This is a genomic window from Budvicia aquatica DSM 5075 = ATCC 35567 (genome assembly GCF_000427805.1).
In the GTDB taxonomy this organism is placed as follows: domain Bacteria; phylum Pseudomonadota; class Gammaproteobacteria; order Enterobacterales; family Enterobacteriaceae; genus Budvicia; species Budvicia aquatica.
The window spans coordinates 22,189-46,085 of sequence record NZ_KE386588.1 but is presented as its reverse complement, the minus strand read 5'-3'; the positions used below and the strand labels follow the sequence as shown (position 1 = coordinate 46,085).

Below are 23,897 nucleotides of genomic sequence, written 5' to 3'. Positions count from 1 at the left end.
ATGGTGGGTGATGACGGGCTCGAACCGCCGACCCCCTCCGTGTAAAGGAGGTGCTCTACCAACTGAGCTAATCACCCTTCTCGTGTGGAGGTGCATTATAGGGAACCGACCAATTGAGTCAATTGTTTTTTCATTGAATATGATTGTTCGTCGTAAATTTAGTCAGTTGAGTCTAGGTTTTGAGTTTTAAATCACTTTTGATTGCGCCTTGAACGTTGAGGATTCAGCGCGTAGTGATAGAATATGGCTACTCAGGTTAAATTCAAATATCAAATTCAATTTGCCGACTAAATCTTGCAACAAGGCTAATGCTCAATGTCCATGAAAATAAAAACACGTTTTGCTCCGAGTCCGACCGGTGATTTACACGTAGGCGGAGCGCGTACTGCGCTTTACTCTTGGCTTTTCTCCCGTCATTTTGGCGGTGAATTTGTTTTACGTATTGAAGATACCGATCTGGAGCGTTCAACTCAGCAGGCGATTGATGCCATTATGGACGGGATGAACTGGTTAGGTCTGGATTGGGATGAAGGTCCATATTTCCAAACTAAACGTTTTGACCGTTATAACGGCGTGATTGATGAAATGCTGGCCGCGGGTACGGCGTATAAGTGCTATTGCTCTAAAGAACGTCTTGAAAAGCTGCGCGAAGAGCAAATGGCTCGCGGTGATAAAGCGCGTTATGACGGACATTGCCGTGATGCTAAATGTGCGCATGGCGACAATGAGCCGCACGTAGTGCGTTTTCGTAACCCTCAGGAAGGCTCGGTTATTTTTGATGATAAAATCCGTGGCCCGATTGAGTTTAGCAATCAGGAACTGGACGATTTAATTATTCGTCGTACTGATGGCGCGCCAACCTATAACTTTTGCGTTGTCATTGATGATTGGGATATGGAAATTACCCACGTTATTCGCGGTGAAGACCATATCAATAATACTCCACGCCAGATTAATATATTGAAAGCGCTAAATGCTCCGGTTCCTGAATATGCCCACGTATCGATGATTTTAGGTGATGATGGCCAAAAATTATCTAAACGTAATGGTGCTGCCAGCGTAATGCAGTACCGTGATGCCGGTTATTTGCCTGAAGCCTTACTGAACTATCTGGTTCGTTTAGGCTGGTCTCATGGCGATCAGGAAATCTTTACCGTTGATGACATGAAGCAGTTCTTTACGCTGGATGCGGTCAGTAAATCAGCCAGTGCATTTAACACTGAAAAACTTCAGTGGCTCAATCATCACTATATCAACCACCTGCCGCCAGAGTACGTTGCGGTGCACTTGTCATGGCATATCCATGAGCAAGGCTTTAATACTCAAAACGGCCCTCAACTGGTCGAAATTGTTAAGCTGCTTGGTGAGCGTTGTAAGACATTGAAAGAAATGGCCACCGCCTGCCGTTATTTTTATGAAGAGTTTGACGAGTTTGATGCTGATGCCGCTAAGAAGCATTTGCGCCCGGTAGCTAAAGAGCCTCTGGAAGCTGTACGCGCCAAGTTAAGCGCCATCAGTAGCTGGACAACAGAGAATGTGCATCAGGCTATTGAAGGGGCTGCAGCTGAGCTAGGCCTTGGTATGGGTAAAGTAGGAATGCCTTTACGGGTTGCCGTTACTGGTAGCGGCCAATCTCCGTCTATGGACGTCACCGTGCACGCTATTGGTCAGTCTCGCAGCTTGGCTCGTATCGATCGGGCTTTGGCTTTTATTGCTGAAAGAGAAGCTCAACAGCAATAATCATTGATTGGTAATGAAAAGTCGGGTGCATGTCTGACCCGGCTTTTGTTGGTTATAACCGTGTGATACCGGTTGTCCTTCACGCGACATCTTTGTTGGCTGTGCTTGCTCGCCCGAATCACTTACTTGAGTCGCCCCGATGAGGTCGCTGCATGCAGCGATGTAACTCAAATTATTCTGGGTATATTGATGATAACAGGCCTGAATTGCTCTCTTTTTCGACGCTCGGTCTAATTGTACTAATTAGCCGTTGACAGGCATCCCCTATGTTTCATATTATGCGCCCGTCCTATTTTATATAGTGATGATTTATGTTGTGGGGTTATAGCTCAGCTGGGAGAGCGCTTGCATGGCATGCAAGAGGTCGACGGTTCGATCCCGTCTAGCTCCACCAAATCTTCTGTTATCAGAAGTCGCTGCGAAAACAGCGTGTTTTATTCCAGTATTGTGGGGTTATAGCTCAGCTGGGAGAGCGCTTGCATGGCATGCAAGAGGTCGACGGTTCGATCCCGTCTAGCTCCACCACATTAGGTTCATTGATAGTTATTGGTCAGTGAATATAAAAAACCGGTTAATATAAATATGTTAACCGGTTTTTTTACGTCTGTTATTTGGTTTTTTCTTTGTGTCTTAATCGATCCGTTTTTCTTCGTTCCCTGATAATTCGTAGTTGTTTCAGTGCCCGTCGGGTCTGTTGGTTTGAGTAGCTAAGACCGGATACAGCCTGTTTTAACGTTAACATCTGTCGGCGATAGCCCCACATAACTAACTGCATCAACAGGTATCCATACCATTCAGTGATTTTTATCACCACATATGTATTTCGCAGAGCGTAGCATTTTTTCATTGTTGACTCCTCAGATCCAGAGATCTCAGGTAGGGCGATTCCCCGGGTGAGCCCGGGGAATGTCGTTATGATTAGAACCACTGACCGAAGCGGCGGATATAAAAACGCTTCATCATTTGAGCAACAATGCAGTAGCACAGGAGCGTACCGGCTAACCAAGGGAAATATGACCAAGGCAGCGGCTCCAGCCCGACGATATGCCCCAGAGGAGAGAAGGGGATATAAATACCGATAGCCATGACCAACCCCGTCATCAGCATGACCGGAAGCGCAGCCCGGCTCTGGATAAACGGAATTTTTTGTGTACGTAGCATATGAACGACCAGCGTCTGTGAAAGAAGACCTTCAATAAACCATCCTGACTGGAACAATGACTGCTGCTCAACGGTATTGGCGGAGAACACAAACCACATCAGTGCAAAGGTTGTGATATCAAAAATAGAGGACGTTGGTCCGACCCAGAGCATAAAGCGACCGATATTTTTGGCATCCCACTTACGCGGTTTACGTAAAAACTCCTTATCCATTTTGTCCCATGGTAGTGACAACTGGGAAATGTCATACATCAAATTTTGCAGAAGTAAATGAATCGCTAGCATCGGCAGGAATGGAATAAAGGCGCTGGCGACTAAAACTGAGAACACATTGCCGAAGTTTGAGCTGGCAGTCATACTGAGATACTTAATGATGTTACCGAAGGTCTCTCTGCCTTTAATTACCCCTTCTTCTAATACCATCAGGTTTTTTTCCAACAGAATAATATCTGAGGATTCTTTGGCAATATCAGTACCGGTATCGACGGATATACCAACATCGGCATCTCGTAATGCAGGCGCATCGTTAATGCCATCGCCGAGAAACCCTACCGTATGTCCGTTAGCCTGCAGCATCCGTAAAATACGGGATTTTTGCAGCGGTGACAGCTTCGCGAATATGGTGCGCTGCTCGGCCTCTATTGCGAGCTCTTTATCGGTGAGCTTATCAATATCAGCACCTAACAGTGGAGTGCCCGGCTCCAGGCCGACATCTCGACAAATTTTAGCGGTGATTATCGGGTTATCGCCGGTTAATACCTTCACTTCAACGCCATTTTCACGCAGCGCAGCAATGGCTTTTTCTGCACTTTCTTTTGGCGGATCGAGGAAAGTTAGAAAACCACGCAGGATTAGGTCGTGCTCATCACGAGCGCTGAATGGCGTTTGGCATTCTTGCTCAGTCAGTTCTCTGACCCCCAGAGCAAGTACTCGAAATCCCTGCTGATTATAGTCATTGGCTAAGGCGAGCAGCTCATTGCGGCGTACTTCACTTAACGGTTGAATTTGGCCATGCTCTTCTATCTGGCTACAGACCGAAATCATTTCTTCGACGGCACCTTTACAGATTAACAGCTGATTTTGTGCCTGATCTTGAACGACAATGGATAACCTGCGACGAATAAAATCAAAGGGCACTTCATCTATTTTGGTGTAATGGCGAAGGGCATCAATGCCGGGAGCCTGTTCACCAAAATGAACGATGGCCCGATCCATAAGATTTTTCATTCCATCTTGATGAAAACTGTTTAACCAAGCTAAATGCAATACTTGTTCATCGACATGGCCGTTCACATCCAGATGCTGTTCAAGAATGATTCTGTCCTGAGTCAGCGTACCGGTTTTATCAGTACACAGGATATCCATTGCGCCAAAATTTTGGATAGCATTTAAGCGTTTGACCACGACTTTCTGACGGGACATCGCGATAGCCCCTTTAGCTAAGTTAGCGCTGACTATCATTGGCAACATTTCTGGCGTAAGCCCAACGGCGACGGCTAAGGCAAACAGTGACGCCTCGCCCCAATCGCCTTTAGTAAAGCCGTTAATCAGTAAAACGATAGGGACCATAATCAGCATAAAGCGGATTAGCAGCCAACTGACGCTGTTCACCCCACGATCGAAGGAAGTTTGTGAACGAGTGCCCACAATCGATTTAGCCAGAGAGCCAAAGTAAGTTTTGTCACCGGTAGCGACCACGACTGCGCTTGCTGTTCCGCTAGTAACATTGGTCCCCATCAGACAGATGTTGGGTAATGCTAAAAGGTTACTTTCACCTTGAGCCATAGTATCACTATCAGATTTAGAGGCGACGGCACTCAGAACATCATATTTTTCAATCGGTAGTGATTCACCGGTCAGAACTGCCTGACTGATAAATAAGTCTCGAGATTCGATCAGTCTGATATCGGCAGGAACCATATCTCCGGCTGAAAGATAGATAATATCGCCGGGAACTAACTGCTGAATATCAATCTCATCTTTCTCCGGCAATGACGTATTCTGACGCCGGCGCAGCACGGTTGCCGTTGTGCGCACCATGGATTTCAGTGATTCAGAGGCTTTATTGGTGCGAAATTCTTGCCAAAAGCGTAAAAAAGCGCTGAGTAATACCATGACGACAATAATAATGACTCCGGTTAGATCGGTTTCCTCTCCCTGCTTAAGCGGCATCCAGTAGTCGGTATAGGTACTGATGGCGGCCAGAACGAGTAAGATAAAAATAAACGGATTATTAAAAGCCTGTAATAACTGGTACAGCGCCGGAGGTGCTTTCTCATGGACTACCTGATTTTTACCATAGAACTCCTGACGTTCAGCAACGGTGGCTTCATCCAACCCCTGACGGTCAGTCATCATGTTGGATAGCGTTCTTTCTAAGCTATTTTTAGACTCTGTTTCAATGATAAAAATAGGGGTGTTTTTATCATTACGTGCTGATTTTTTCAGCCCGCTGTCTTTATTTATATAGGTCATAATACGTATCTCATATACGATTTTTATATTTTATAGACGTAGCTATCCCGCCTTATTAAATAAGGTGAAATGCCTATATCTATGAATTTTCCTTTACCAGAGTAATTATTTTATATATACCTGATAAATTAAGTTGCGCATATCCTCGGTGGTTCAGTCATAGCTAACTCCTTATTCAGTTAGTTATTATTTTGATTTATATACTTGATGAATATAAATCGCAGAATTAGGTCATTATTATGCAGGCAGCTCAGAAACTACCTGCCACTGAATTGCGCTAACGCTTTTTTCTAGGCTAACCCGACAGACAATACCTTCTATTTCTTTTTGTGCTGCCGGTGTACCCATTATTTCCGCACATACGCTTAATAAGTCAGGCTCAACAAGATCAGCGCTATATAAAGATCGCAGGCGGATAGCCATATTATTCATGGCCTGTAATATTAAGGTCCTGACCAGAATCTCATCCTGAGAATGGCAGGTGACCTGAATCCGGTAACGCACTTCCAGGTCTACGGCATGCTGCTGAGGTTGTTGATTAATTCGTTGAGCGGCTTCGCGCAATAATATGTTGGCACTCAGGATTACCGAGGTACCAATTACCGCTTCCCAATATTGATTCAAGCCACAGAGCACGCCAATAGCGGCTGAACACCATAGCGTAGCTGCCGTATTTAAGCCGCGGATATTCATGCCTTCACGCATGATGACGCCTGCACCAAGAAAGCCAATGCCGGAAACAACCTGTGCTGCAATGCGACCAGGGCTATCGGGTGAGGTTGTTGCCGCGCTGAGAATAAAAACGGCGGCACCTGTAGAGACCAGGGCATTAGTTCGAAGACCTGCCATACGTTGGCGCCACTGGCGCTCAGAGCCAATCAATGCACCCAGGCTCATTGCGAGTAATAAATTTAAAACAAAAGGGGTCAATGCCATGATTCTCTCCAATAAATACAGGAAGAATAATCATGTGCTGTACACGCCATACTTCAGTTTCAGGTGCGCTAGCTGTATTTGATTACCGCAATCACTTACTTAATTGATTAAGCTTATCGGAATAATTTCTTGCTTACCGCTTTCCTGAATATCGAGTTATTTAGAGTATATATAGCACACAGAATAATATGCTCAGAAAACACTGAGTATTAAGCTGCGATATGGCCCGGAGGGAAAAGAGAATTATTGAAAAATGTCATATTAAATATCCGATAACATGCATGACGGATTTATTCCATCAGGCAAAAATATATTTTCGGGAATACAACATGTTAAAAGAGGTTGTGTGCCCGCCGAATTCGGCAAGCAACAAATCACGCAGGAGGAGTTAGCTTGCCTTACTTATGTCGCTATAGTTTGTACTGTCCAATTATTTTATTTCCTCACATGAATTTCCGAAGAAATATAACAGCGTATCTTTATGGTGTAAAGCCTTGATTCCTTAATAAGCAATCAATTAAGCAATATATGCATCTATATAAGGCATTTATAGGACGGATAATATAAATTCAAACACATTGAAAACAACCGTTTAGTGTTGATTTTAGGCATTTTTCTATCGGTATTATAATTTTGAATGAATCTGGCGGTAATTGAACGACTAGCTTGATGGGCTTCGCCGTTGTATGAGATCAATATTATCGTTACTTTTTATCGATATGATGGATAAAACTGATTCTGAAGGAACATTGATAATGGCAAGACCTACAGACAAACAGCAGCTTTTAGCATTGAGTGAGCAAAATTTTACTAAGATGTTATGCCTGATAGATTCCTTTCCTCCGGAGGCTATGGAACAAGAGTTTCCTTTTGAAGACAGGGATCGAAATATTCGAGATGTTTTAGTTCATTTATATGAATGGCATTTGATGATGTTAGGTTGGTATCGGTGCGGCATGGCGGGAGAAAAGCCGCTAATGCCGGCAGCAGGGTATACCTGGCGTACACTGCCTGAATTAAATCAGGTCATTTGGCAAAAGTATCAGGATATGAGCCTGTCCGTTGCACGTAACCGGCTGGATGAAAGCCATCATCAGTTACAATCGATGATGGCCGGTCATTCCGAAGAAGAATTATTCACTAAAAAACATTATCAGTGGACGGGTTCAACTTCGTTAGGCGCCTATTTTATTTCGGCAACGTCCAGCCATTATGATTGGGCATTGAAGAAATTAATCCGCTTTAAGAAAAGTAGATGATGATTTAGCGTGATAACAAAGCTCCTGTATGGAGCTTTGTTATACTCAGATGCTTTACCGCAACATGCTCGACATAGCCGAGAAGCAATTCAGTATTCTAATGGCTGATTGCACTGAGTCGGCTTCAAAACGCAGTAAATCGCCCTCTAGACGCTCTACAATAGGTAATTGACCGAACAGGTCGGCAAGGGCCGGCGTTTGGGTTTGAAGGCGGCAGGTAATCGGTGAGGTGATTTTAAACGGATGCCAACTGCTTGGGTTTTCTATCAGAATTCTGACGGCATCATAGATTGCTTCACACGATTGAGCCGGCGTCAGGGATAAACCGCCGTTCTGGCCTTCAGCCTGTTTTGTTTCAACAAAGGTTGTACCCGGGAACAGCGGCAGGGTTTCTTGAATAAACACATCATCGCCAGCAATCATGGCGACAGGTACATCAAACTCTCCGGCTAATGCGCCATAAAGCCCGGCTTCACCCAGTTCCATATCATTGAGCCAGATGCGCGAGAAGGCAAAGCTATTAATGGTATGGGCTAAAATCCCGCGGCTTTTAGATTTTGCATGATGCCCAATTAAAAATAGTGCATCAGGCGATCTTTCCACTCCGGAGACCATACTTAAATAACGCGGCTTCCCCTGAAGCAGCAAGGCGCGAGGGTCCATTTTGTCTGCAATAATATTGCGGAAGCTTCCGTGGGAGTCGTTCACCACCACCTCTTTTGCTCCGCCGTCAAAAGCGGCTCTAACGGCCGCGTTGGCTTCATTGGTCATCCAAACTCTGGCGCGTTCATATTCTCCGTTACCGGGGCGGACCTGCTCAGGATGAAATACACCGGCAACGCCTTCAATATCAGTAGAGATTAAAATTTTCATTGTATGATTCCCGTTTAGTTCATAACTCAGAGTAAATTACGTATATCTGGGGCAATATCTAACAGAGAGAAACGACGGTGGCCGTCACGGCCAACGGTTGTTTCTGCATGCCATAACGCATTGATAATAGCTTGTTCAACGCTGTCGGCCGTTGCCTGAAACAGCGGATCGATCAACGCATCATGGATAAATGAAATTGCGGGCATTGGCCTGTCAGTTTGCTGGGGAAGGGTATAAGCCGTCGAAAATGCTAAAGCAATATCGCCACTGCCATTACCAAAGAAAGCCCCGGTGCGTGATAAACCAACGCCGGCACGTAGTGACAAACGCTTTAACTGGCGAGAGTCCAGTGGAGCATTGGTTGCAACAATGATAATGATTGAGCCTTTTTCTTCCGTCAGCGGTTTTTGCGATGCCAGCCGTTCTTGCATTAAGGGGCCAAGATGTTTTCCTGCGATAGTCAGGGTGGGTAACCGGCCGAAGTTAGACAGAACTAAGGCTCCAACCGTATACGACTCACCGGATTTTAGCGTTACCCCTCTGGAGGCGGAGCCAATACCCCCTTTCAATTCGAAGCATGACATTCCGCGGCCGGCACCAACTGCACCCTGAATAAACTGGGCTTGTGTATTATTGAGTGCCTGTTGGTAATGTTCATCACCCAATACCATTGCTTGAATATCATTGAGATAGCCATCATTACATTCGAATACCAGCGGATTAACCGTAGACCATTCCCTGCCAATTTCAGGATTTTCTTTTATCGACTGACGAATCTGAGCCTGTGCCATGGCGCCGACGGAAAACGTATTGGTCAGGACTATCGGGGTTTCCAGCACGCCTAACTCTTCAACCTGAACTAAACCAATGCTTTTACCAAAGCCGTTAAGGACGGTTGCAGCCGCAGGGACTTTATCGCAAAACAGGTTTCCGCTATGTGGTTTGATTAAGGTTACACCGGTTTGGTGATCCCGGTTGTTTAACGTGCTGTGGCCAACGCTGAGCCCGGGAACATCGGTAATTAAGTTATGACGACCGGCAGAAAGCTGGCCGATAAAAGGAATGGAATCTGGGGCACTCATCGCGGGCATCCTTTTGGTACAGTGATGTGATGGAATGAATGATATCGATATTAAATTAGCCAGTTATCGTATCGCAACTTGGGTGAGCAGATTGCGATACGACACTGAGTTTCTATTATTTTCTGTCAATTTTCGGGTCTAATGCATCACGCAGACCGTCACCTAACAGGTTAAAGGCCAGCACCGTGAGGAATATGGCTAAGCTTGGGAAGATCGCGACGTGCGGCGACATCACCATATCGGCTCTGGCTTCATTCAACATCGCACCCCATTCAGGCATCGGCGGTTGTGCACCCATGCCTAAGAATGACAGGCTGGCAGCCGTGATAATTGAAGTACCAATACGCATGGTGAAATAGACGACGATAGATGAGATGGTTCCCGGCAGTATATGACGCATAATGATGGTCCAGTCTGACGCACCTAAGCTGCGAACGGCTTCTACATAGGTCAGTTGTTTAATCACTAGCGTATTACCGCGGACCAGTCGGGCAAATGCCGGAATGCTGAATATCGCAACGGCGATAATCACGTTGGACATGCCGTTACCCATAATTGCCACCACGCCGATCGCTAACAGAATACCCGGGAAGGCAAACAGAACATCAGAGATACGCATAGTGATGCGATCCCACCAGCCCTCATAATATCCCGCCATCAGTCCCATAAAGGTTCCGATTAGTGCGCCCAGAGCCACGGAAAAGAAGCCGGCTGTCAGAGATATGCGGGTTCCGGCCAGAATGCGGCTGAAGATATCCCGGCCCAATGAGTCAACCCCAAACCAGTGGAGGGCGGAAGGACCTTCATTCAATCGCTCATAATCAAAGTAGTTTTCCGGATCGAAAGGGGTAATCCACGGGCTTAAAATAGCAATAAGGACTAAGAACAGGACAAAAACTCCGGCGGCAACTGCAATATGCTGCTTCCGAAATTTACGCCAAAACTCACTCCACGGAGTACGGACATTTTTATCGGCAGAAGCGGACACGATGGTCGGTTCGACAGTGCTTGATGAACTCATATCTGCTCCTTATTTATATTTAATGGTTGGGTTTATCGCGGCATATAACATATCAACGATTAGGTTGATAAGAATAAATTCCAGCGAGAACAGCAGAACTTCTGCCTGAATAACCGGATAGTCGCGGGCTTCCACCGAGTCGACTAACAGGCGGCCAAGGCCGGGCCAGTTAAACACTTTTTCAACAACGATAGAGCCACCGAGCAGGAAGCCGAATTGCAGGCCCATCATAGTGACAACCGGTATCATGGCATTGCGTAATCCGTGTTTAATGACGATCACGCGTTCTTTAAGACCTTTTGCACGGGCGGTACGGATAAAGTCTTCTTGCAGAACTTCGACAAAAGAGGCTCTGGTAAAGCGGGCCATAACGGCGGCTACCGCAGCGCCCAAGGTAATCGACGGTAATATATAGTGTTGCCAGCTATCGGCTCCGACGGTCGGCAACCAACCGAGATTAACGGAGAATACCTGCATCAGCAGCATACCTAATGCAAAGGAGGGGAAGGAGATTCCGGATACGGCAAGCGTCATTCCTGCCCGATCGGGCCAGCGGTTGCGCCATACGGCAGAAATAATGCCGATCCCCATTCCAAAGATAACGGCCCAAGTCATACTGGTAACCGTTAACCAAAATGTTGGCATAAAGCGCACGGCAATCTCTTCACTCACTGGACGTTTGGTTCGCATTGACGTGCCAAAATCACCCTGGATGATATTGGTGAAGAAACGAACGAACTGCTGAGGAAGTGGTTGATCAAGGCCTAAGTCTTTACGGACCATATTGACAACGGTTTCGTCAGCCTCGGGACCTGCCGCTAAGCGAGCCGGGTCGCCAGGGAGCATATGAACGAATAAGAATACTAAAACCATGACGATCAACAGCGTCGGTATTAGTCCAAATAATCGTTTTATAAAATAACTCAGCATGATTCAGACTCAGAAAACTACGTACAACGACGTAAACAATAACCACTGCCGGTTTATATCAGTGATGAATATAAAGGGCTTGAAAGCGCTCTCTGCAGAGAGCGCTGATACTGATTGATCACAATATTGCAGCTTACTTCAGCTGAATATCTTCGTAGTTAAATGACCCGTCCAGCATGACATACATGCCGCTTAGGTCTTTGCTATGAACATACAGTAGCTGGTCGGTTAGCAAGAAGGCCCAAGGAGCATCAGCCCAAATTTGGTCCTGAGCTTCTTTGTATAATTTTGCTTTAGCTTCTCTGTCTGTGGTTTTCAGGGCATCTTCTAGGTTCTTATCCACCGCCGGGTTGCTGTAATAAGCGGTGTTAAACATTTTTGGTGGCCATGAAGCCGTTGCTAGCAGCGGTGTTAACGCAAAGTCAGATTCCATCGTCGATGATGACCAGCCAGCATAGTACATCCGCACGCCGGCTTTATCCGGTGACTGAATACTTTCGACTTTAGCAACACGTTGACCCGCTTCCATCGCTTCAATCTGGACTTTAATTCCAACCTGAGAAAGCTGCTGTTGAACAAACTGAATGACTTTTTGAGCCGTGGTGCTGTTACCGTTAGCCCATAATACGGTTGAGAAACCGTCCGGGTAACCCGCTTCTTTTAACAATGCTTTTGCCTTGGCCGGATCGTAGGGCCATGGACCGTAGCTGGTAGCGAAGTCTACGCCTTTAGGCACCACGCCCTCAGCCAGATTGGCATAGCCGGCAAAAGCGACTTTCGCCAGCGCTTCTTTGTTAATCGCGTAGTTAATTGCCTGACGAACTCTTACATCATCGAAAGGTTTTTGCGTCACATTGAAGCTGATATAGCGTTGAATGATTGACGGCGCAGAGACCATTTCCAGCTTAGGATTTTTTTCTAATAGCTTGGCTTGCTCATAAGGAATCGGATAAGCAAAGTGAGCCTCACCGGTTTGCATCATGGCTGCGCGGGTATTATTTTCAACTACCGGACGCCAAGTGATGGAATCGACCTTCGGCAGATCTTTCTTCCAGTAATTATCGAATTTTTTGACCTTCATATAGTCAGTGGCATTCCATTCAGCAAACTGGAATGGACCGGTGCCGACCGGATGGAACGCAATGTCTTTACCGTATTTTTGCAGAGCGGTAGGAGACATAATCACAGCGGCCGGGTGAGCCAGTGAGTTAATAAAGGCTGAGTAAGGTGCCCGTAGTGTCATTTTTACTGTGTACGGGTCAATCACTTCAGTTTTAGCTATGCGGTTGAACATATTAAAACGCTTAAGGTGATTTTCCGGATTAGTGACCCGATCAAAGCTGGCTTTTACTGCATCAGCATTAAAGTCAGTACCATCGTGGAATTTCACACCCTGACGCAGTTTGAAGGTATATTCCAAACCGTCTGGGCTAACGTCATAGCTTTCTGCCAGAACATTGACTAATTTTGCATCTTTATTAAAGCCAAACATTCCCTGATAGAAAGACTTAGAGACCGCCTGAGAGAGGGTATCGTTAGCATCATACGGGTCTAAGGTAGTGAAGTTCGAGGATACGGCAATAACCACATCCTTATCAGCAAAGGCTGGCATCGCGCTAAAGCTGGCTAGTGTAACAATACCAGCGGCGAGCAACGTTTTACGTGGAAGCGTAAGTTTAGACATAAATCGTGTTCTCCATACATGTTGTGTTGTTGATCTAGTTTTAATAAACGCCGGCAATCCGGTGGTGTGCTACAAAATGGTTCTCACTGACCTGAACCAGGGGTTCAACCTTAGGTTCATCATTTAATGCCCTGATAGGGCTGGGTATTTCATCCGACAACAGTTCACGTTTTAGATGTCTTCTGGCCGGATCGGCAATCGGAACTGCGGCCATCAGCTTTTTAGTGTAAGGATGCTGAGGGTTTTCAAAAATCTCTTTCCGTGGGCCAATTTCAACAATTTGGCCTAAATACATCACCGCAACCCGGTGGCTTACCCGCTCAACAACTGCCATATCGTGAGAAATAAACAGGAAGGCAATGCCGAATTCCCGCTGTAGATCTAACATCAGATTCACCACCTGCGCCTGAATAGAAACATCCAGCGCTGAGACTGATTCGTCAGCGATAATGACTTTCGGATTGAGTGCCAGGGCGCGGGCAATACAAATCCGCTGGCGCTGACCGCCGGAGAATTCATGAGGATATCGCTTAGCATGTTCAGGCAATAATCCGACTTTTTCCAGCAGCCATGCTACACGCTGTTCGGCTTCTTTGCCCGAGGCGACTTTATGGATCAGCAAGGGTTCCATAATGGAAAAGCCAACGGTAACCCGCGGGTCTAATGAGGCGAAAGGGTCTTGGAAAATAAACTGAATATCTCTGCGTAATGCCTGCAGGTCTTTACCTTTCAGACTGTTAATTTTTTTACCGCAGAACTCAATGCTGCCGCCTTGGCTTTCGACGAGCTGGAGTAAAGAACGGCCGGTGGTTGATTTACCGCAGCCTGATTCACCAACCAGCGCTAAGGTTTCTCCCGGGTAGAGATCGAAGCTTACTTTCTCTACCGCATGAACCCGGCGTTTAACCTGATTGAATATGCCGCCGCGAATGTCGAAACGGGTAATTAAGTTTTCAACTCGTAAAATCGGAGAACCCGAATGGTCTACGGTTTTTTGAGCTACCGGCGGAGTGCCGTCATCTAGGCCATCAACATTAAGTAATGGGAACTTGGCCGGGTAATTTGTCCCTTTCATTGCGCCAAGTTTAGGTACGGCAGATAGTAGTGCTTTGGTATACGGATGTTTTGGTGAGGCAAACAGCGTGTCAGAATCACCTTCTTCAACTTTTTCACCTTTATACATCACCAACACGCGATCGGCGACTTCCGCCACTACGCCCATGTCATGGGTAATAAAGATGACAGCCATTTCCATCTCATCCTGTAGTTCACGGATAAGCTGTAAAATTTGTGACTGTATAGTCACGTCTAACGCGGTAGTAGGCTCATCGGCAATCAATAGAGAAGGGCGGCAGGATAGCGCCATCGCGATCATCACCCGTTGGCGCATACCACCCGAAAGCTGGTGGGGATAACGATCCAATACATTTTTTGCTTCAGGAATTCGAACCCGCTCCAGCATCTTCAATGCTTCAGCTCTGGCCGTTGCTCGATCTTTTTTCTGATGTAAGCGAATTGACTCGGCAATCTGTTCGCCGACCGGAAAGACCGGGTTCAACGAGGTCATTGGTTCCTGAAATATCATGGCGATATCGGCACCACGAATGGTACGCATGGTTGAGCTATTCGCCTTCACCAAATCAAGCGTTTTACCATCATGATTAAATAGAATACTGCCCTGAGTAATTTTCCCTCCACCCTGTTCGACTAAACGCATCAGGGCCAAGGAGGTTACCGATTTACCTGAACCGGACTCACCAACAATTGCCAGCGTTTCTCCTCGCTTCACGCTAAAGGAGAGATTTTTTACGGCACTAACAGTATGTTCGGAGGTTTGAAACTGAACGGACAAATTATCAACCAGAATGGCGCGGGGATCTTGTTGGGCTTCCGGCGTGGAGGGAGCCTTATTTAAATTATTCGGGCTTGGAGTATGTTGTGTCACAGTTTTTCTTATCCCTGCCAATGTTTACTTTATTCAATGAAATTGATCCATTTGGATTTGCTTCAAAAAATAAAATAGGGCGTAATGGTTATATTAATAAATACGATATAAATAGCGGCTTCCCAAGGCGTGGGATGAATAAAACCTCTGATTAGATAATCGTTGCTTTTATTCTGTGGCTATATATTTTCTCTACCCGAGAATAGTCATCGGGCAGGTACGTTAATTATTAACGATAAATATCAACCGATGCTGACTGACCAACTTTAGCGACGCCGCGATACATGCCTTCGGTATTAAATGGCATTGCAACATTACCTTCACGATCAATGGCGATAATTCCGCCATGACCATCAATCGCTAATAGCTTTTCCATCACGACTTTATCGGCGGCAGCTTCCAGTGATAAACCGCCGTATTCCATCAGGGCTGATACATCATAGGCAGCAACGGCCCGGATAAACATTTCGCCAGTGCCTGTCGCTGATACCGCAACGGTACGGTTATTGGCATAACAACCGGCCCCGATAATTGGAGAATCTCCAACCCGCCCGGCCTGTTTGTTGGTCATTCCGCCGGTGGAAGTGGCTGCCGCAAGATTACCGTTAACGTCTAAAGCAACGGCACCGACGGTACCAAATTTTTTGTCCGGATCGATAGGATCGCCTTGAGGCTGTCGGGCGCTTAAGCTAGCGGCATCGTGATCCAACATGGTACCGCTTTGTTCCAGAATGGCTCTTTGTAGCTGTTCATAGCGTGCAGTTGTGAAGTAGAAATCAGGTTCAACCATTTCAACTCCACGGCTTTGGGCGAATTGCTCTGCGCCTTCACCAATAAACATAACGTGATTGCTATGTTCCATAACTTCACGGGCGGCAATGATAGGGTTACGGATGTGGGACACGCCGGCAACGGCTCCGGCATTTAGCGTGGCACCGTCCATGATCGAGGCATCTAACTCATTAGTACCTGCATGGGTAAATACCGCACCTTTGCCCGCATTAAACAGGGGATTTTCTTCTAGCAGCCGTACGGCTTCGGTGACTGCATCAAGAGCACTGCCACCGGCAGCCAGAATAGTTTGGCCAGCTGTAACTATGGCGGTTAAAGCATTCCGATACTCTAGCTCTTTTTCTGGACTCATTGACGATCGCGTGATTGCTCCCGCGCCGCCATGGATAGCGATTACTGGTTTGAATGTCATGTTGTGCCTAACGAGAGTGTCTGGTTTATTAAAATTTTTATCAGATAAAACACTGTCTGATAATTTATTTTTTATTTTCTAAGCCGTTATTTTATCCGTAAATTCAATCAATTCTTTTTCGGCTTTTTTCGACTATAGAATTTTGAACATCGCTCGTAAAGTAAAAAATTTACATCAATGTTCTTTTTGACTAATCAGATAAATGTACGCAAAAAAATAAAGTTAATTAATAACAAAAGTACAGTTATTAGATACAACATATATCAAATGTTATTTTTTAGATTAGTCTTCTTAATAATAGCGCGTTTATCAGATATAAAGTTGGGGCTGATAATTTATGCCAGTACTAATGGTGGTTTTTGTATTAAAAATCAGATTAATTAGTAGCCTTTTTTTTAGGCGTTTATGGTGGAAAACAGCCTGGACATGGATAAATTATATTATCCCGTATGATTTTCAGGGATAAGTATCGCTTAAGTTCTATACGCATTTTAAGTTAAAATCTAAATGCAATATTGTTGCAAAATGTTTCCTTATTGTTATTAAATTGATGCATTAGAAATGGGTGTATTATAATGACCCTATAAAAATCGTTGATAAGACGAGAGTCGACCTCTTCTGACCTAAGTAAATAGTGACCAGAATCGTTGTGTTACAGCATTTGAGCGATTTTCTTAACCCTCTTGTTATTTGAATGATAATCATTATCATTAAGTGGGTGATATTGATTAATATGGGAGGCGCAAAAATGTCGGATTCAGGTACTGTGGTACCGCCAGAGATTCAGCCAACGGCTGAATCAAATAGAGCGTCCCGAAAAATGCGCCTTTCTCTGATGGGGCCCGCGTTTATTGCCGCAATTGGTTATATCGATCCCGGAAACTTTGCCACTAATATTCAGGCTGGTTCAACGTTTGGATATCAACTGCTGTGGGTGGTTGTTTGGGCAAATATTATGGCTATGGTAGTTCAGCTATTTTCAGCTAAGTTAGGCATAGCAACAAATAAGAATCTGGCGGAGCATATTCGCGATCGTTTCCCTCGTCCGGTGGTTTGGTTTTATTGGGTTCAGGCCGAGCTTATTGCTATAGCGACTGATTTAGCTGAGTTTATTGGTGCAGCTATTGGTTTTAAACTGCTGCTGGGCATCAGCCTATTGAACGGTGCCATTATTACCGGTATCTGTACGTTCCTGATATTAATGTTGCAAAGCCGGGGGCAAAAGCCGCTGGAGATGGTTATTTGTGCCTTTCTGCTGTTCGTTGCTGGTGCCTATGTTATTGAACTGGCTTTTTCCCGACCTGATATAGGCAGTTTGGCTGTAGGAATGCTGATTCCCGGCCTGCCTAACAATGAAGCCGTTTTTTTGGCTGCGGGCGTTTTAGGTGCAACGATTATGCCTCATGTGATTTATCTGCACTCGGCATTAACTCAATATTCTAAAGGCACTCGTGAGCAACGTTATTCTGCGACAAAGTGGGATGTTGCCGTTGCAATGACCATTGCCGGATTTGTTAATTTAGCCATGATGGCGATGGCCGCGGCGGTGTTCCATTTCAACGGGCAGACCGGTATTACTGAATTAGATCAAGCTTATGTCACTCTCGAACCGTTATTGGGTAAATTTGCTGCCGTCACTTTTGGTTTAAGCTTGGTGGCTGCCGGGTTGTCTTCAACGGTGGTCGGGACTTTGGCCGGGCAAGTGGTGATGCAAGGATTTATCCATTTCAAAATTGCCTTATGGGTACGCCGTAGCGTCACCATGTTGCCATCATTTATCGTGATTATGCTGGGTATGGATGCCACTCGAATTTTGTTAGTCAGTCAGGTGTTTTTGAGTTTTGGTATTGCATTAGCCTTGATTCCTTTACTGAGTTTTACGGGCAATCGCCAATTGATGGGGGATATGGTAAATACGCGGTTTATGCAAGGAATCGGGCGGGTGATTGTAGTCTTAGTCGTCAGTTTAAATCTTTATCTTATAGTCGGTTTTTTTATTAGTTAGTCGTAATGAGTGAGGAGAAAACACTGCGGACAGGCTGCCCGCAGCATTGCTATTGTTAGCTATCCGGCCAGAATGTTCTCTATTTCACTGAGTTCCTGTTGACTGAATGTCAGATTATCCAGTGCATCTACCGCATCGACAATTTGACTAACCCGGCTAGCGCCAATTAGCGCTGAAGTTACTTTATCTCCCCGCAATACCCAGGCTAGTGCCATTTGAGACAGTTTTTGTCCCCGCTTTTGGGCCAGTTGATTCAATAGCTTTATTTTACGTAGCCTTTCTTGTGTTAATTGCTCTGTGGTTAATGAAGGGCTACTGCTGGCTATGCGTGAGTCATCGGGAATGCCATTGAGATAACGATCTGTCAGCAGGCCACCCGCTAGCGGAGAGAAAGCGATAGAGCCCACGCCTTCCTCCTGAAGTACATCTTGCAAGCCATCTTCAATCCAACGTTCGAACATGGAATATTTAGGCTGGTGAATCAGGCAAGGGGTTCCCAATGAGTTCAGAATACGCATCGCTTCTTTTGCCCGGTCTGCCGGGTAGTTAGATATCCCTACGTAAAGCGCTTTACCTTGGCGAACGATCAGATCTAATGCTGACATAGTTTCTTCCAGCGGCGTATTCGGATCGGGACGGTGATGATAGAAGATATCGACATAGTCTAAATCCATTCTTTTCAGGCTTTGATTCAGGCTGGAAATCAGATATTTCTTAGTCCCCCAGTCACCATAAGGACCCGGCCACATGGTATATCCTGCTTTGGATGAAATAATCATTTCGTCACGATAAGTACTAAAATCCTGTTTGAGAATTTTACCAAAGTTTGTTTCTGCAGAACCGGGAGGAGGGCCGTAGTTATTGGCTAAATCGAAATGGGTGATGCCTAAATCGAATGCGGTACCGATCATCTGGCGGCTGGTTTCATATTGAGTAACATCACCAAAATTATGCCACAGGCCAAGAGAAATTCTTGGCAACTGTAAACCGCTGCGCCCACAGCGGATGTATTGCATATTTTCATATCTTTTCGGATTAACATTGTGGGACATAACGTTTCCTTAAAATTATTCAGGTACAGTAACTACCATGGCTGAAAAAGATCACTCTTTAGCTATCTGAATCACTAGTTTTCCGAAATTCTTACCTTCCAGCAGGCCGATAAATGCCTGAGGTGCATTTTCTAGTCCGTCGACGAGATGTTCACGATATTGAATTTTTCCTTCAGCGACCCAAAAGCTCATTTGCTGGATAAATTCACCATAGCGGTGAGCATAGTCATCCGTGATGATGAAGCCTTGCATGCGGATGCGTTTTTTTAAGATGATGCTTTCAAGTAGCGGCAGGCGATCGGGGCCTTCAGGCAGGGATGTGGCATTGTATAGTGAGATAACCCCGCAGACCGGAATTCGCGCTTTAGGATTGAATAACGGCAGTACTGCGTCAAAAACTTTACCGCCGACGTTTTCGAAATAGACATCGACGCCTTTCGGGCATGCTTCGGCTAAACGCTTATTCAAATCAGATTGATAGTGATCGAGACAAACATCAAATCCTAAGGTTTCAATAGCATGACGACACTTTTCTTCACCGCCGGCAATACCCACTACCCGGCAGCCTTTTAATTTAGCAATTTGCCCAACGGTTGCTCCGACCGGGCCTGTTGCTGCTGCAACCACGACAGTTTCGCCAGCTTTAGGCTGGCCGATATCTAACAGCCCCATATAAGCGGTGAAGCCCGGCATGCCGAGAATGCCTAATGCATAAGATGGACGAGGGAATTTACTGTCGAGTTTAAGCAGGTCGCTGCCGTTTGAAATCGCATAGTCTTGCCACCCGGCCTGGCTGATGACCCAGTCACCGACCTGATACTCGGGATTATTTGATATTTCTATTTTGCTTACGGTGCCACCGATCATCACTTCGCCAATTTCCAGCGATTTAGCATATGAAGGAGCATCGCTCATTCGACCGCGCATATAAGGATCTAACGAAAGATAAATATTACGTAGTAATACTTCTCCTTGACCCGGCGTTGGGATTGGTTGCTGTTTTAATGTGAAGTTATCTGGCGTAGGTGCGCCGTAAGGTCGAGATGCGAGAACGATACTACGATTGACTTGTGGGCTCTGACTCATAATGACTTCCTTTAATTTACGGTGTTAAGGAGAAACTGAGTTTGAATGTGTATGCCGTCGTCGGTGAATGAGAAATGACCGCCTAATAATGACTGATGAAGAGCGGCCAGATTTGCCAAATAGAGCTGAGAAAATTAATGTTAGTCCTTAGGTCGCTGTTTAGCATCATCTTATCAAATAGTAGGTAATAAAACGCCGCTATTGAAGCGGCGTTTGAGGGAGGACTAATTTAATGCTTTAACCCATAAGAACTAATAGGTAAGCAAAGAACAATGCAAGGTGGGCGGTACCATTCAGTACGTTGGTCCGGCCGGTGGCGAAAGAGCTTTGACATAAAAGCAGTACGCTGACCAAAATAACAATGTTAGCCGGTTCAAGACCAAAGACTAACTCTTGGCCCTTCAGTAACGCGATAATAACAACGCAAGGAACCGTCAGAGAAATAGTGGCAAGGACAGAACCAAAGAATAGGTTCATCGCCCGCTGGACCTGATTTGCCATAACGGCTTTTAGTGCACCTAAACCTTCAGGCGAAAGTATTAATAGCGCGATCAGAAAGCCGGTAAATTGTTTTGGTGCATTTAATCCTGAAAGTAACGTTTCTAATGAGCTGGCATTAATCTTAGTTATGGCGATAACGGCAACCAGATGCACAACCAGCCAGAATCCATGCCATTTATTGCTGTGTGAAGAGGGTTTTCCGTGGTGGTCATCGGGGCCATCGCCGTCATCTTCGTGCTCATAAACAAAAAGGCTTTGGTGTGTTTTAGTCTGGATGACCAGAAACACGCCGTACATAGAGGCTGAAATTAGGGCAACAAAGATAAGCTGTACTGAGCTAAACGTACCGGATTCAAACATCGCCGGTAATACCAGTACAATAATGGCTAATGGCATTATTGCCATCAGATACTGTTTTATACCGGCTAAATTAACGTGCTGAGTAGCAAATTTACGCCCGCCCATAAGTAACGATAATCCAACTAATCCGCTGGTCACAATCATAATGACGGAGTAAAGCGTATCTCTCATTAATGTCGGGCCGGCATCTCCGGTTGCCATTAATGCAGAGATTAAGCTGACTTCAAGAATAACGACGGCCAGGCTTAAAATTAATGAACCATAGGGCTCACCTAAGCGGTGCGCCAAAACGTCAGCATGGCGAACGACGCTAAATGCGCTGCCTAAAATAGCGGCCAAAGCCAGAAGGTTAAGTAATATAACGACAATAAAGCTGGCGTTGTGTTGTAAAAATAGCAGTACAGGAATGGTGAACATCGCGAGAATCAGCGAATACTCTTTATGACGGGTCTTCGCTACGGGAATCTGTTGTGTGTTATCCATATTATTTCTCGGTGACTAAAACGATGGCCAGACAGCCGGACTAAGTTCTATCTATTGTCAGAAGGGACTAATCAGTTACCCGGACTTAAATTAATAGAACCTCGTAAATCATAGGGTAGTATCAGTCCGGCTGCTTAATCTGCCTGAAAATAATTAAGCAGTCCTAGAACTGAGATATTGCTATTGCCGGTTAAAACTGCCATCTCGCCCAAGTGAATAGTACGTTGCCATTATTATAAGTTCCTGGAATATAAGTGTTTTGCAGTGCGAATTTCTTATATTCAATCGAAAATAGCGGTAACGGCAATGGTATTGGAATATAGTCATAATCTTGGCGGGCTGTTATCGCCGCGGTAAAGCCTAAGCCTAAACGCCAATCGTTACCTTCACCGAAGTACCAGTTTTTTTGATAACCATAGCCAATAATAGGCTGAAACATATCATGGGAATCCTGAAAACCCATGGCATAAATAGAATGCCAGTCACCATCTTCATCAAATCGTGATACGCCATAGCCGATTCCCCAAGGTCTTTCATTGTAGGAGTCAGTTTTTTCTTTATCGTACATAAAGCGGGCATGCCAGGTATTTAACGGAACGTATAAGTCACGAGTTGGTGAGTTCCAAGTCGTTCGGACGTTATCTTTTATTCGATACCAAAGACCATTATCTGCCGCGTCACCGGCCATGACATTAAATGATAAAGTAGCAAGTAGGGCGGCAGCGCCGATAGTTGGTTTCATAAAGCTTAGCTTCTCTTCCTGTGTGTTATGTTGCGCATTTCCATACTCATAAAAGTAGCGCATTGTCTGAATATTGTTCACTCGATAAAAATAGTCGGCCATTGTAATGAAATTACAGCATTAATTCATTAAAAGATGTGTGTTAGCCACATATTGATAATTTGATTGTAGCCTAAATTGGGAGTAATCCGCTGAGCTGACAGCATTTTTTCTTTGTGAGATAAATGTAATAAATGGTGACATGTTGCGTTGTACTTAACGGGGTTTACCAAGGGAACTCTTTGAGCGACATTAATTTCGTTTTGCGATAAAGTAACCGACAAGTTTGCAATCTGTTATCTAAATTATATGGGGTCCGTCATGTATGATCGCTATCAGGGGTTGATCTTTGATATGGATGGAACGTTGTTAGATACGGAAGCCGGGCATAGACAAGCCTGGGATGAAGTTCTGGCAAAGTATGGTATGAAGCTCGATCTTGAAGCGGTTGTTGCGCTAAACGGTTCCCCATCATGGAAGGTTGCACAGTTTATTATTGATAGCTATCAAGTCGATATGGACCCTTATAAATTGGCCCAAGAGAAATTTGATATTGTTGGTGATATCGTTTTGGCTATGGTTAAACCTTTACCTATTGTAGAAATCGTTAAAGCCTATAAAGGTAAACGACCAATGGCCATTGGTACCGGCAGTATGCATGGTTTCGCTGACCGATTGTTACAGCACGTTGGCCTGCGCGACTGCTTTGATGCAATAGTGGGTGCCGATGATGTGCAAAACCATAAGCCAGCGCCGGATACCTTTTTACGCTGTGCAGAACTGATTAAAGTGAATCCGGGTTCTTGTGTGGTTTTTGAAGATGCTCCTTTTGGGCTTCAGGCGGCTAAAGCTGCCGGAATGGATGCAGTGGATGTACGTAATTTGTGAGTGACGGTTTAGCATTGCTGACGCTGTTTAGCAGTAGTTTTCTCAGCGCAACATTGTTGCCCGGCAACTCTGAAGTTCTGCTGGTAACGTTGTTAACAACGGTAGAAACAAACCCTCTACTATTGCTGGTGGTAGCAATTATAGGGAATACGCTCGGTGGATTGACCAATGTTATTATTGGTCGTTTGGCCCCGAGCCCAAAGCACCACCAACGTTTAGAATTAGCGATGACTTGGCTACAGCGTTACGGTTCTCCGGCGCTGCTATTAAGTTGGTTGCCCATTATGGGCGATCTATTGTGTCTGCTGGCGGGCTGGTTACGTTTGCCCTGGTGGTCTGTAACATTCTTTATCTTAGTTGGAAAATCATTGCGTTATATTGTTCTCACAGTGATTACACTTAAAGGTTTGTCTTTTTTTAGCTAAAAAAGA

Annotated in this window: 20 protein-coding genes and 3 tRNA genes; 8 read left to right on the top strand and 15 right to left on the bottom strand. The window is 45.3% G+C overall.

Features of this window, described 5'->3' with window-relative positions; translation table 11 throughout:
- Position 1 precedes the first annotated feature (1 nt).
- A tRNA-Val gene (locus tag YWE_RS0124055) sits at positions 2–77 on the bottom strand.
- Between the two features lie 244 nt (positions 78–321).
- Here YWE_RS0124055 and gltX point away from each other — a divergent pair.
- The 3 genes from gltX to YWE_RS0124040 all read left to right on the top strand — a co-directional run bounded on the left by gltX (position 322) and on the right by YWE_RS0124040 (position 2,265).
- Positions 322–1,740 (top strand): glutamate--tRNA ligase, encoded by a 1,419-nt coding sequence (gene gltX / locus YWE_RS0124050; RefSeq protein WP_029096729.1) that lies wholly within the window; start codon positions 322–324, stop codon positions 1,738–1,740.
- Positions 1,741–2,058: 318 nt separating this feature from the next.
- Positions 2,059–2,134, top strand: a tRNA-Ala gene (locus YWE_RS0124045).
- 55 nt (positions 2,135–2,189) lie between these two features.
- Positions 2,190–2,265, top strand: a tRNA-Ala gene (locus YWE_RS0124040).
- Between the two features lie 82 nt (positions 2,266–2,347).
- Here the strand turns inward: YWE_RS0124040 and YWE_RS0124035 are convergent.
- The 3 genes from YWE_RS0124035 to YWE_RS0124025 form a co-directional block, all read right to left on the bottom strand.
- Positions 2,348–2,587 (bottom strand): hypothetical protein, encoded by a 240-nt coding sequence (locus tag YWE_RS0124035; protein ID WP_029096728.1) that lies wholly within the window; start codon positions 2,585–2,587, stop codon positions 2,348–2,350.
- Between the two features lie 71 nt (positions 2,588–2,658).
- Positions 2,659–5,376 (bottom strand): magnesium-translocating P-type ATPase, encoded by a 2,718-nt coding sequence (gene mgtA, locus YWE_RS0124030; protein ID WP_029096727.1) that lies wholly within the window; start codon positions 5,374–5,376, stop codon positions 2,659–2,661.
- A gap of 237 nt (positions 5,377–5,613) precedes the next feature.
- Positions 5,614–6,312 (bottom strand): MgtC family protein, encoded by a 699-nt coding sequence (locus YWE_RS0124025; RefSeq protein ID WP_029096726.1) that lies wholly within the window; start codon positions 6,310–6,312, stop codon positions 5,614–5,616.
- Positions 6,313–7,067: 755 nt separating this feature from the next.
- Between YWE_RS0124025 and YWE_RS0124020 the strand changes: the two genes are divergently transcribed.
- Positions 7,068–7,571, top strand: coding sequence for a ClbS/DfsB family four-helix bundle protein (locus YWE_RS0124020; RefSeq protein WP_029096725.1), 504 nt, complete (start codon positions 7,068–7,070; stop codon positions 7,569–7,571).
- A 54-nt stretch (positions 7,572–7,625) separates the two neighbouring features.
- Here YWE_RS0124020 and YWE_RS0124015 read toward each other — a convergent pair whose 3' ends face one another.
- The 6 genes from YWE_RS0124015 to YWE_RS0123990 form a co-directional block, all read right to left on the bottom strand.
- The gene (locus YWE_RS0124015) at positions 7,626–8,444 is read right to left on the bottom strand and encodes a M55 family metallopeptidase (protein WP_029096724.1); all 819 of its coding nucleotides are present in this window, start codon (positions 8,442–8,444) and stop codon (positions 7,626–7,628) included.
- Between the two features lie 26 nt (positions 8,445–8,470).
- Complete coding sequence (locus YWE_RS0124010; RefSeq protein WP_029096723.1) at positions 8,471–9,526, bottom strand: DmpA family aminopeptidase; 1,056 nt, start codon at positions 9,524–9,526, stop codon at positions 8,471–8,473.
- 115 nt (positions 9,527–9,641) lie between these two features.
- Positions 9,642–10,547 (bottom strand): glutathione ABC transporter permease GsiD, encoded by a 906-nt coding sequence (gene gsiD, locus YWE_RS0124005; protein ID WP_029096722.1) that lies wholly within the window; start codon positions 10,545–10,547, stop codon positions 9,642–9,644.
- A 9-nt stretch (positions 10,548–10,556) separates the two neighbouring features.
- On the bottom strand, positions 10,557–11,477 hold the full coding sequence (gsiC, locus tag YWE_RS0124000) for a glutathione ABC transporter permease GsiC (protein ID WP_029096721.1): 921 nt from the start codon (positions 11,475–11,477) through the stop codon (positions 10,557–10,559).
- Between the two features lie 133 nt (positions 11,478–11,610).
- The gene (gsiB, locus tag YWE_RS0123995; protein ID WP_029096720.1) at positions 11,611–13,161 is read right to left on the bottom strand and encodes a glutathione ABC transporter substrate-binding protein GsiB; all 1,551 of its coding nucleotides are present in this window, start codon (positions 13,159–13,161) and stop codon (positions 11,611–11,613) included.
- Positions 13,162–13,201: 40 nt separating this feature from the next.
- A complete protein-coding gene (locus YWE_RS0123990; RefSeq protein WP_051323576.1) occupies positions 13,202–15,028 on the bottom strand; it encodes a dipeptide ABC transporter ATP-binding protein in 1,827 nt (608 codons plus the stop codon).
- A gap of 71 nt (positions 15,029–15,099) precedes the next feature.
- Between YWE_RS0123990 and YWE_RS30855 the strand changes: the two genes are divergently transcribed.
- Positions 15,100–15,261, top strand: a complete 162-nt coding sequence (locus YWE_RS30855; protein ID WP_154661461.1) for a hypothetical protein — start codon at positions 15,100–15,102, stop codon at positions 15,259–15,261.
- Positions 15,262–15,335: 74 nt separating this feature from the next.
- Here the strand turns inward: YWE_RS30855 and YWE_RS0123980 are convergent, their stop codons facing one another.
- A complete protein-coding gene (locus tag YWE_RS0123980; protein WP_029096718.1) occupies positions 15,336–16,310 on the bottom strand; it encodes an isoaspartyl peptidase/L-asparaginase family protein in 975 nt (324 codons plus the stop codon).
- Between the two features lie 748 nt (positions 16,311–17,058).
- On the opposite strand from YWE_RS0123980, the gene YWE_RS0123975 reads away from it, so the two are divergent.
- Complete coding sequence (locus YWE_RS0123975; protein ID WP_051323575.1) at positions 17,059–18,315, top strand: Nramp family divalent metal transporter; 1,257 nt, start codon at positions 17,059–17,061, stop codon at positions 18,313–18,315.
- A 59-nt stretch (positions 18,316–18,374) separates the two neighbouring features.
- Here YWE_RS0123975 and mgrA read toward each other — a convergent pair whose 3' ends face one another.
- The 4 genes from mgrA to pagP form a co-directional block, all read right to left on the bottom strand.
- Entirely contained in the window at positions 18,375–19,367 is a 993-nt protein-coding gene (gene mgrA, locus YWE_RS0123970; protein ID WP_029096716.1) for an L-glyceraldehyde 3-phosphate reductase, read from the bottom strand.
- Between the two features lie 51 nt (positions 19,368–19,418).
- Entirely contained in the window at positions 19,419–20,453 is a 1,035-nt protein-coding gene (locus YWE_RS0123965) for an NADP-dependent oxidoreductase (RefSeq protein ID WP_029096715.1), read from the bottom strand.
- Between the two features lie 237 nt (positions 20,454–20,690).
- On the bottom strand, positions 20,691–21,797 hold the full coding sequence (gene chaA, locus YWE_RS0123960) for a sodium-potassium/proton antiporter ChaA (protein WP_029096714.1): 1,107 nt from the start codon (positions 21,795–21,797) through the stop codon (positions 20,691–20,693).
- Positions 21,798–21,987: 190 nt separating this feature from the next.
- Positions 21,988–22,485 (bottom strand): lipid IV(A) palmitoyltransferase PagP, encoded by a 498-nt coding sequence (gene pagP / locus YWE_RS28600; RefSeq protein WP_282705674.1) that lies wholly within the window; start codon positions 22,483–22,485, stop codon positions 21,988–21,990.
- Positions 22,486–22,899: 414 nt separating this feature from the next.
- Here pagP and yqaB point away from each other — a divergent pair, with 414 nt between their 5' ends.
- Together yqaB and YWE_RS0123945 are read left to right on the top strand one after the other, a co-directional pair.
- Positions 22,900–23,466: a fructose-1-phosphate/6-phosphogluconate phosphatase gene (yqaB, locus tag YWE_RS0123950; RefSeq protein ID WP_029096713.1), complete on the top strand. Its 567-nt coding sequence runs from the start codon at positions 22,900–22,902 to the stop codon at positions 23,464–23,466.
- On the top strand, positions 23,463–23,891 hold the full coding sequence (locus YWE_RS0123945) for a YqaA family protein (protein WP_029096712.1): 429 nt from the start codon (positions 23,463–23,465) through the stop codon (positions 23,889–23,891). Before yqaB ends, YWE_RS0123945 begins: the two co-directional genes overlap by 4 nt.
- Positions 23,892–23,897: the final 6 nt, after the last annotated feature.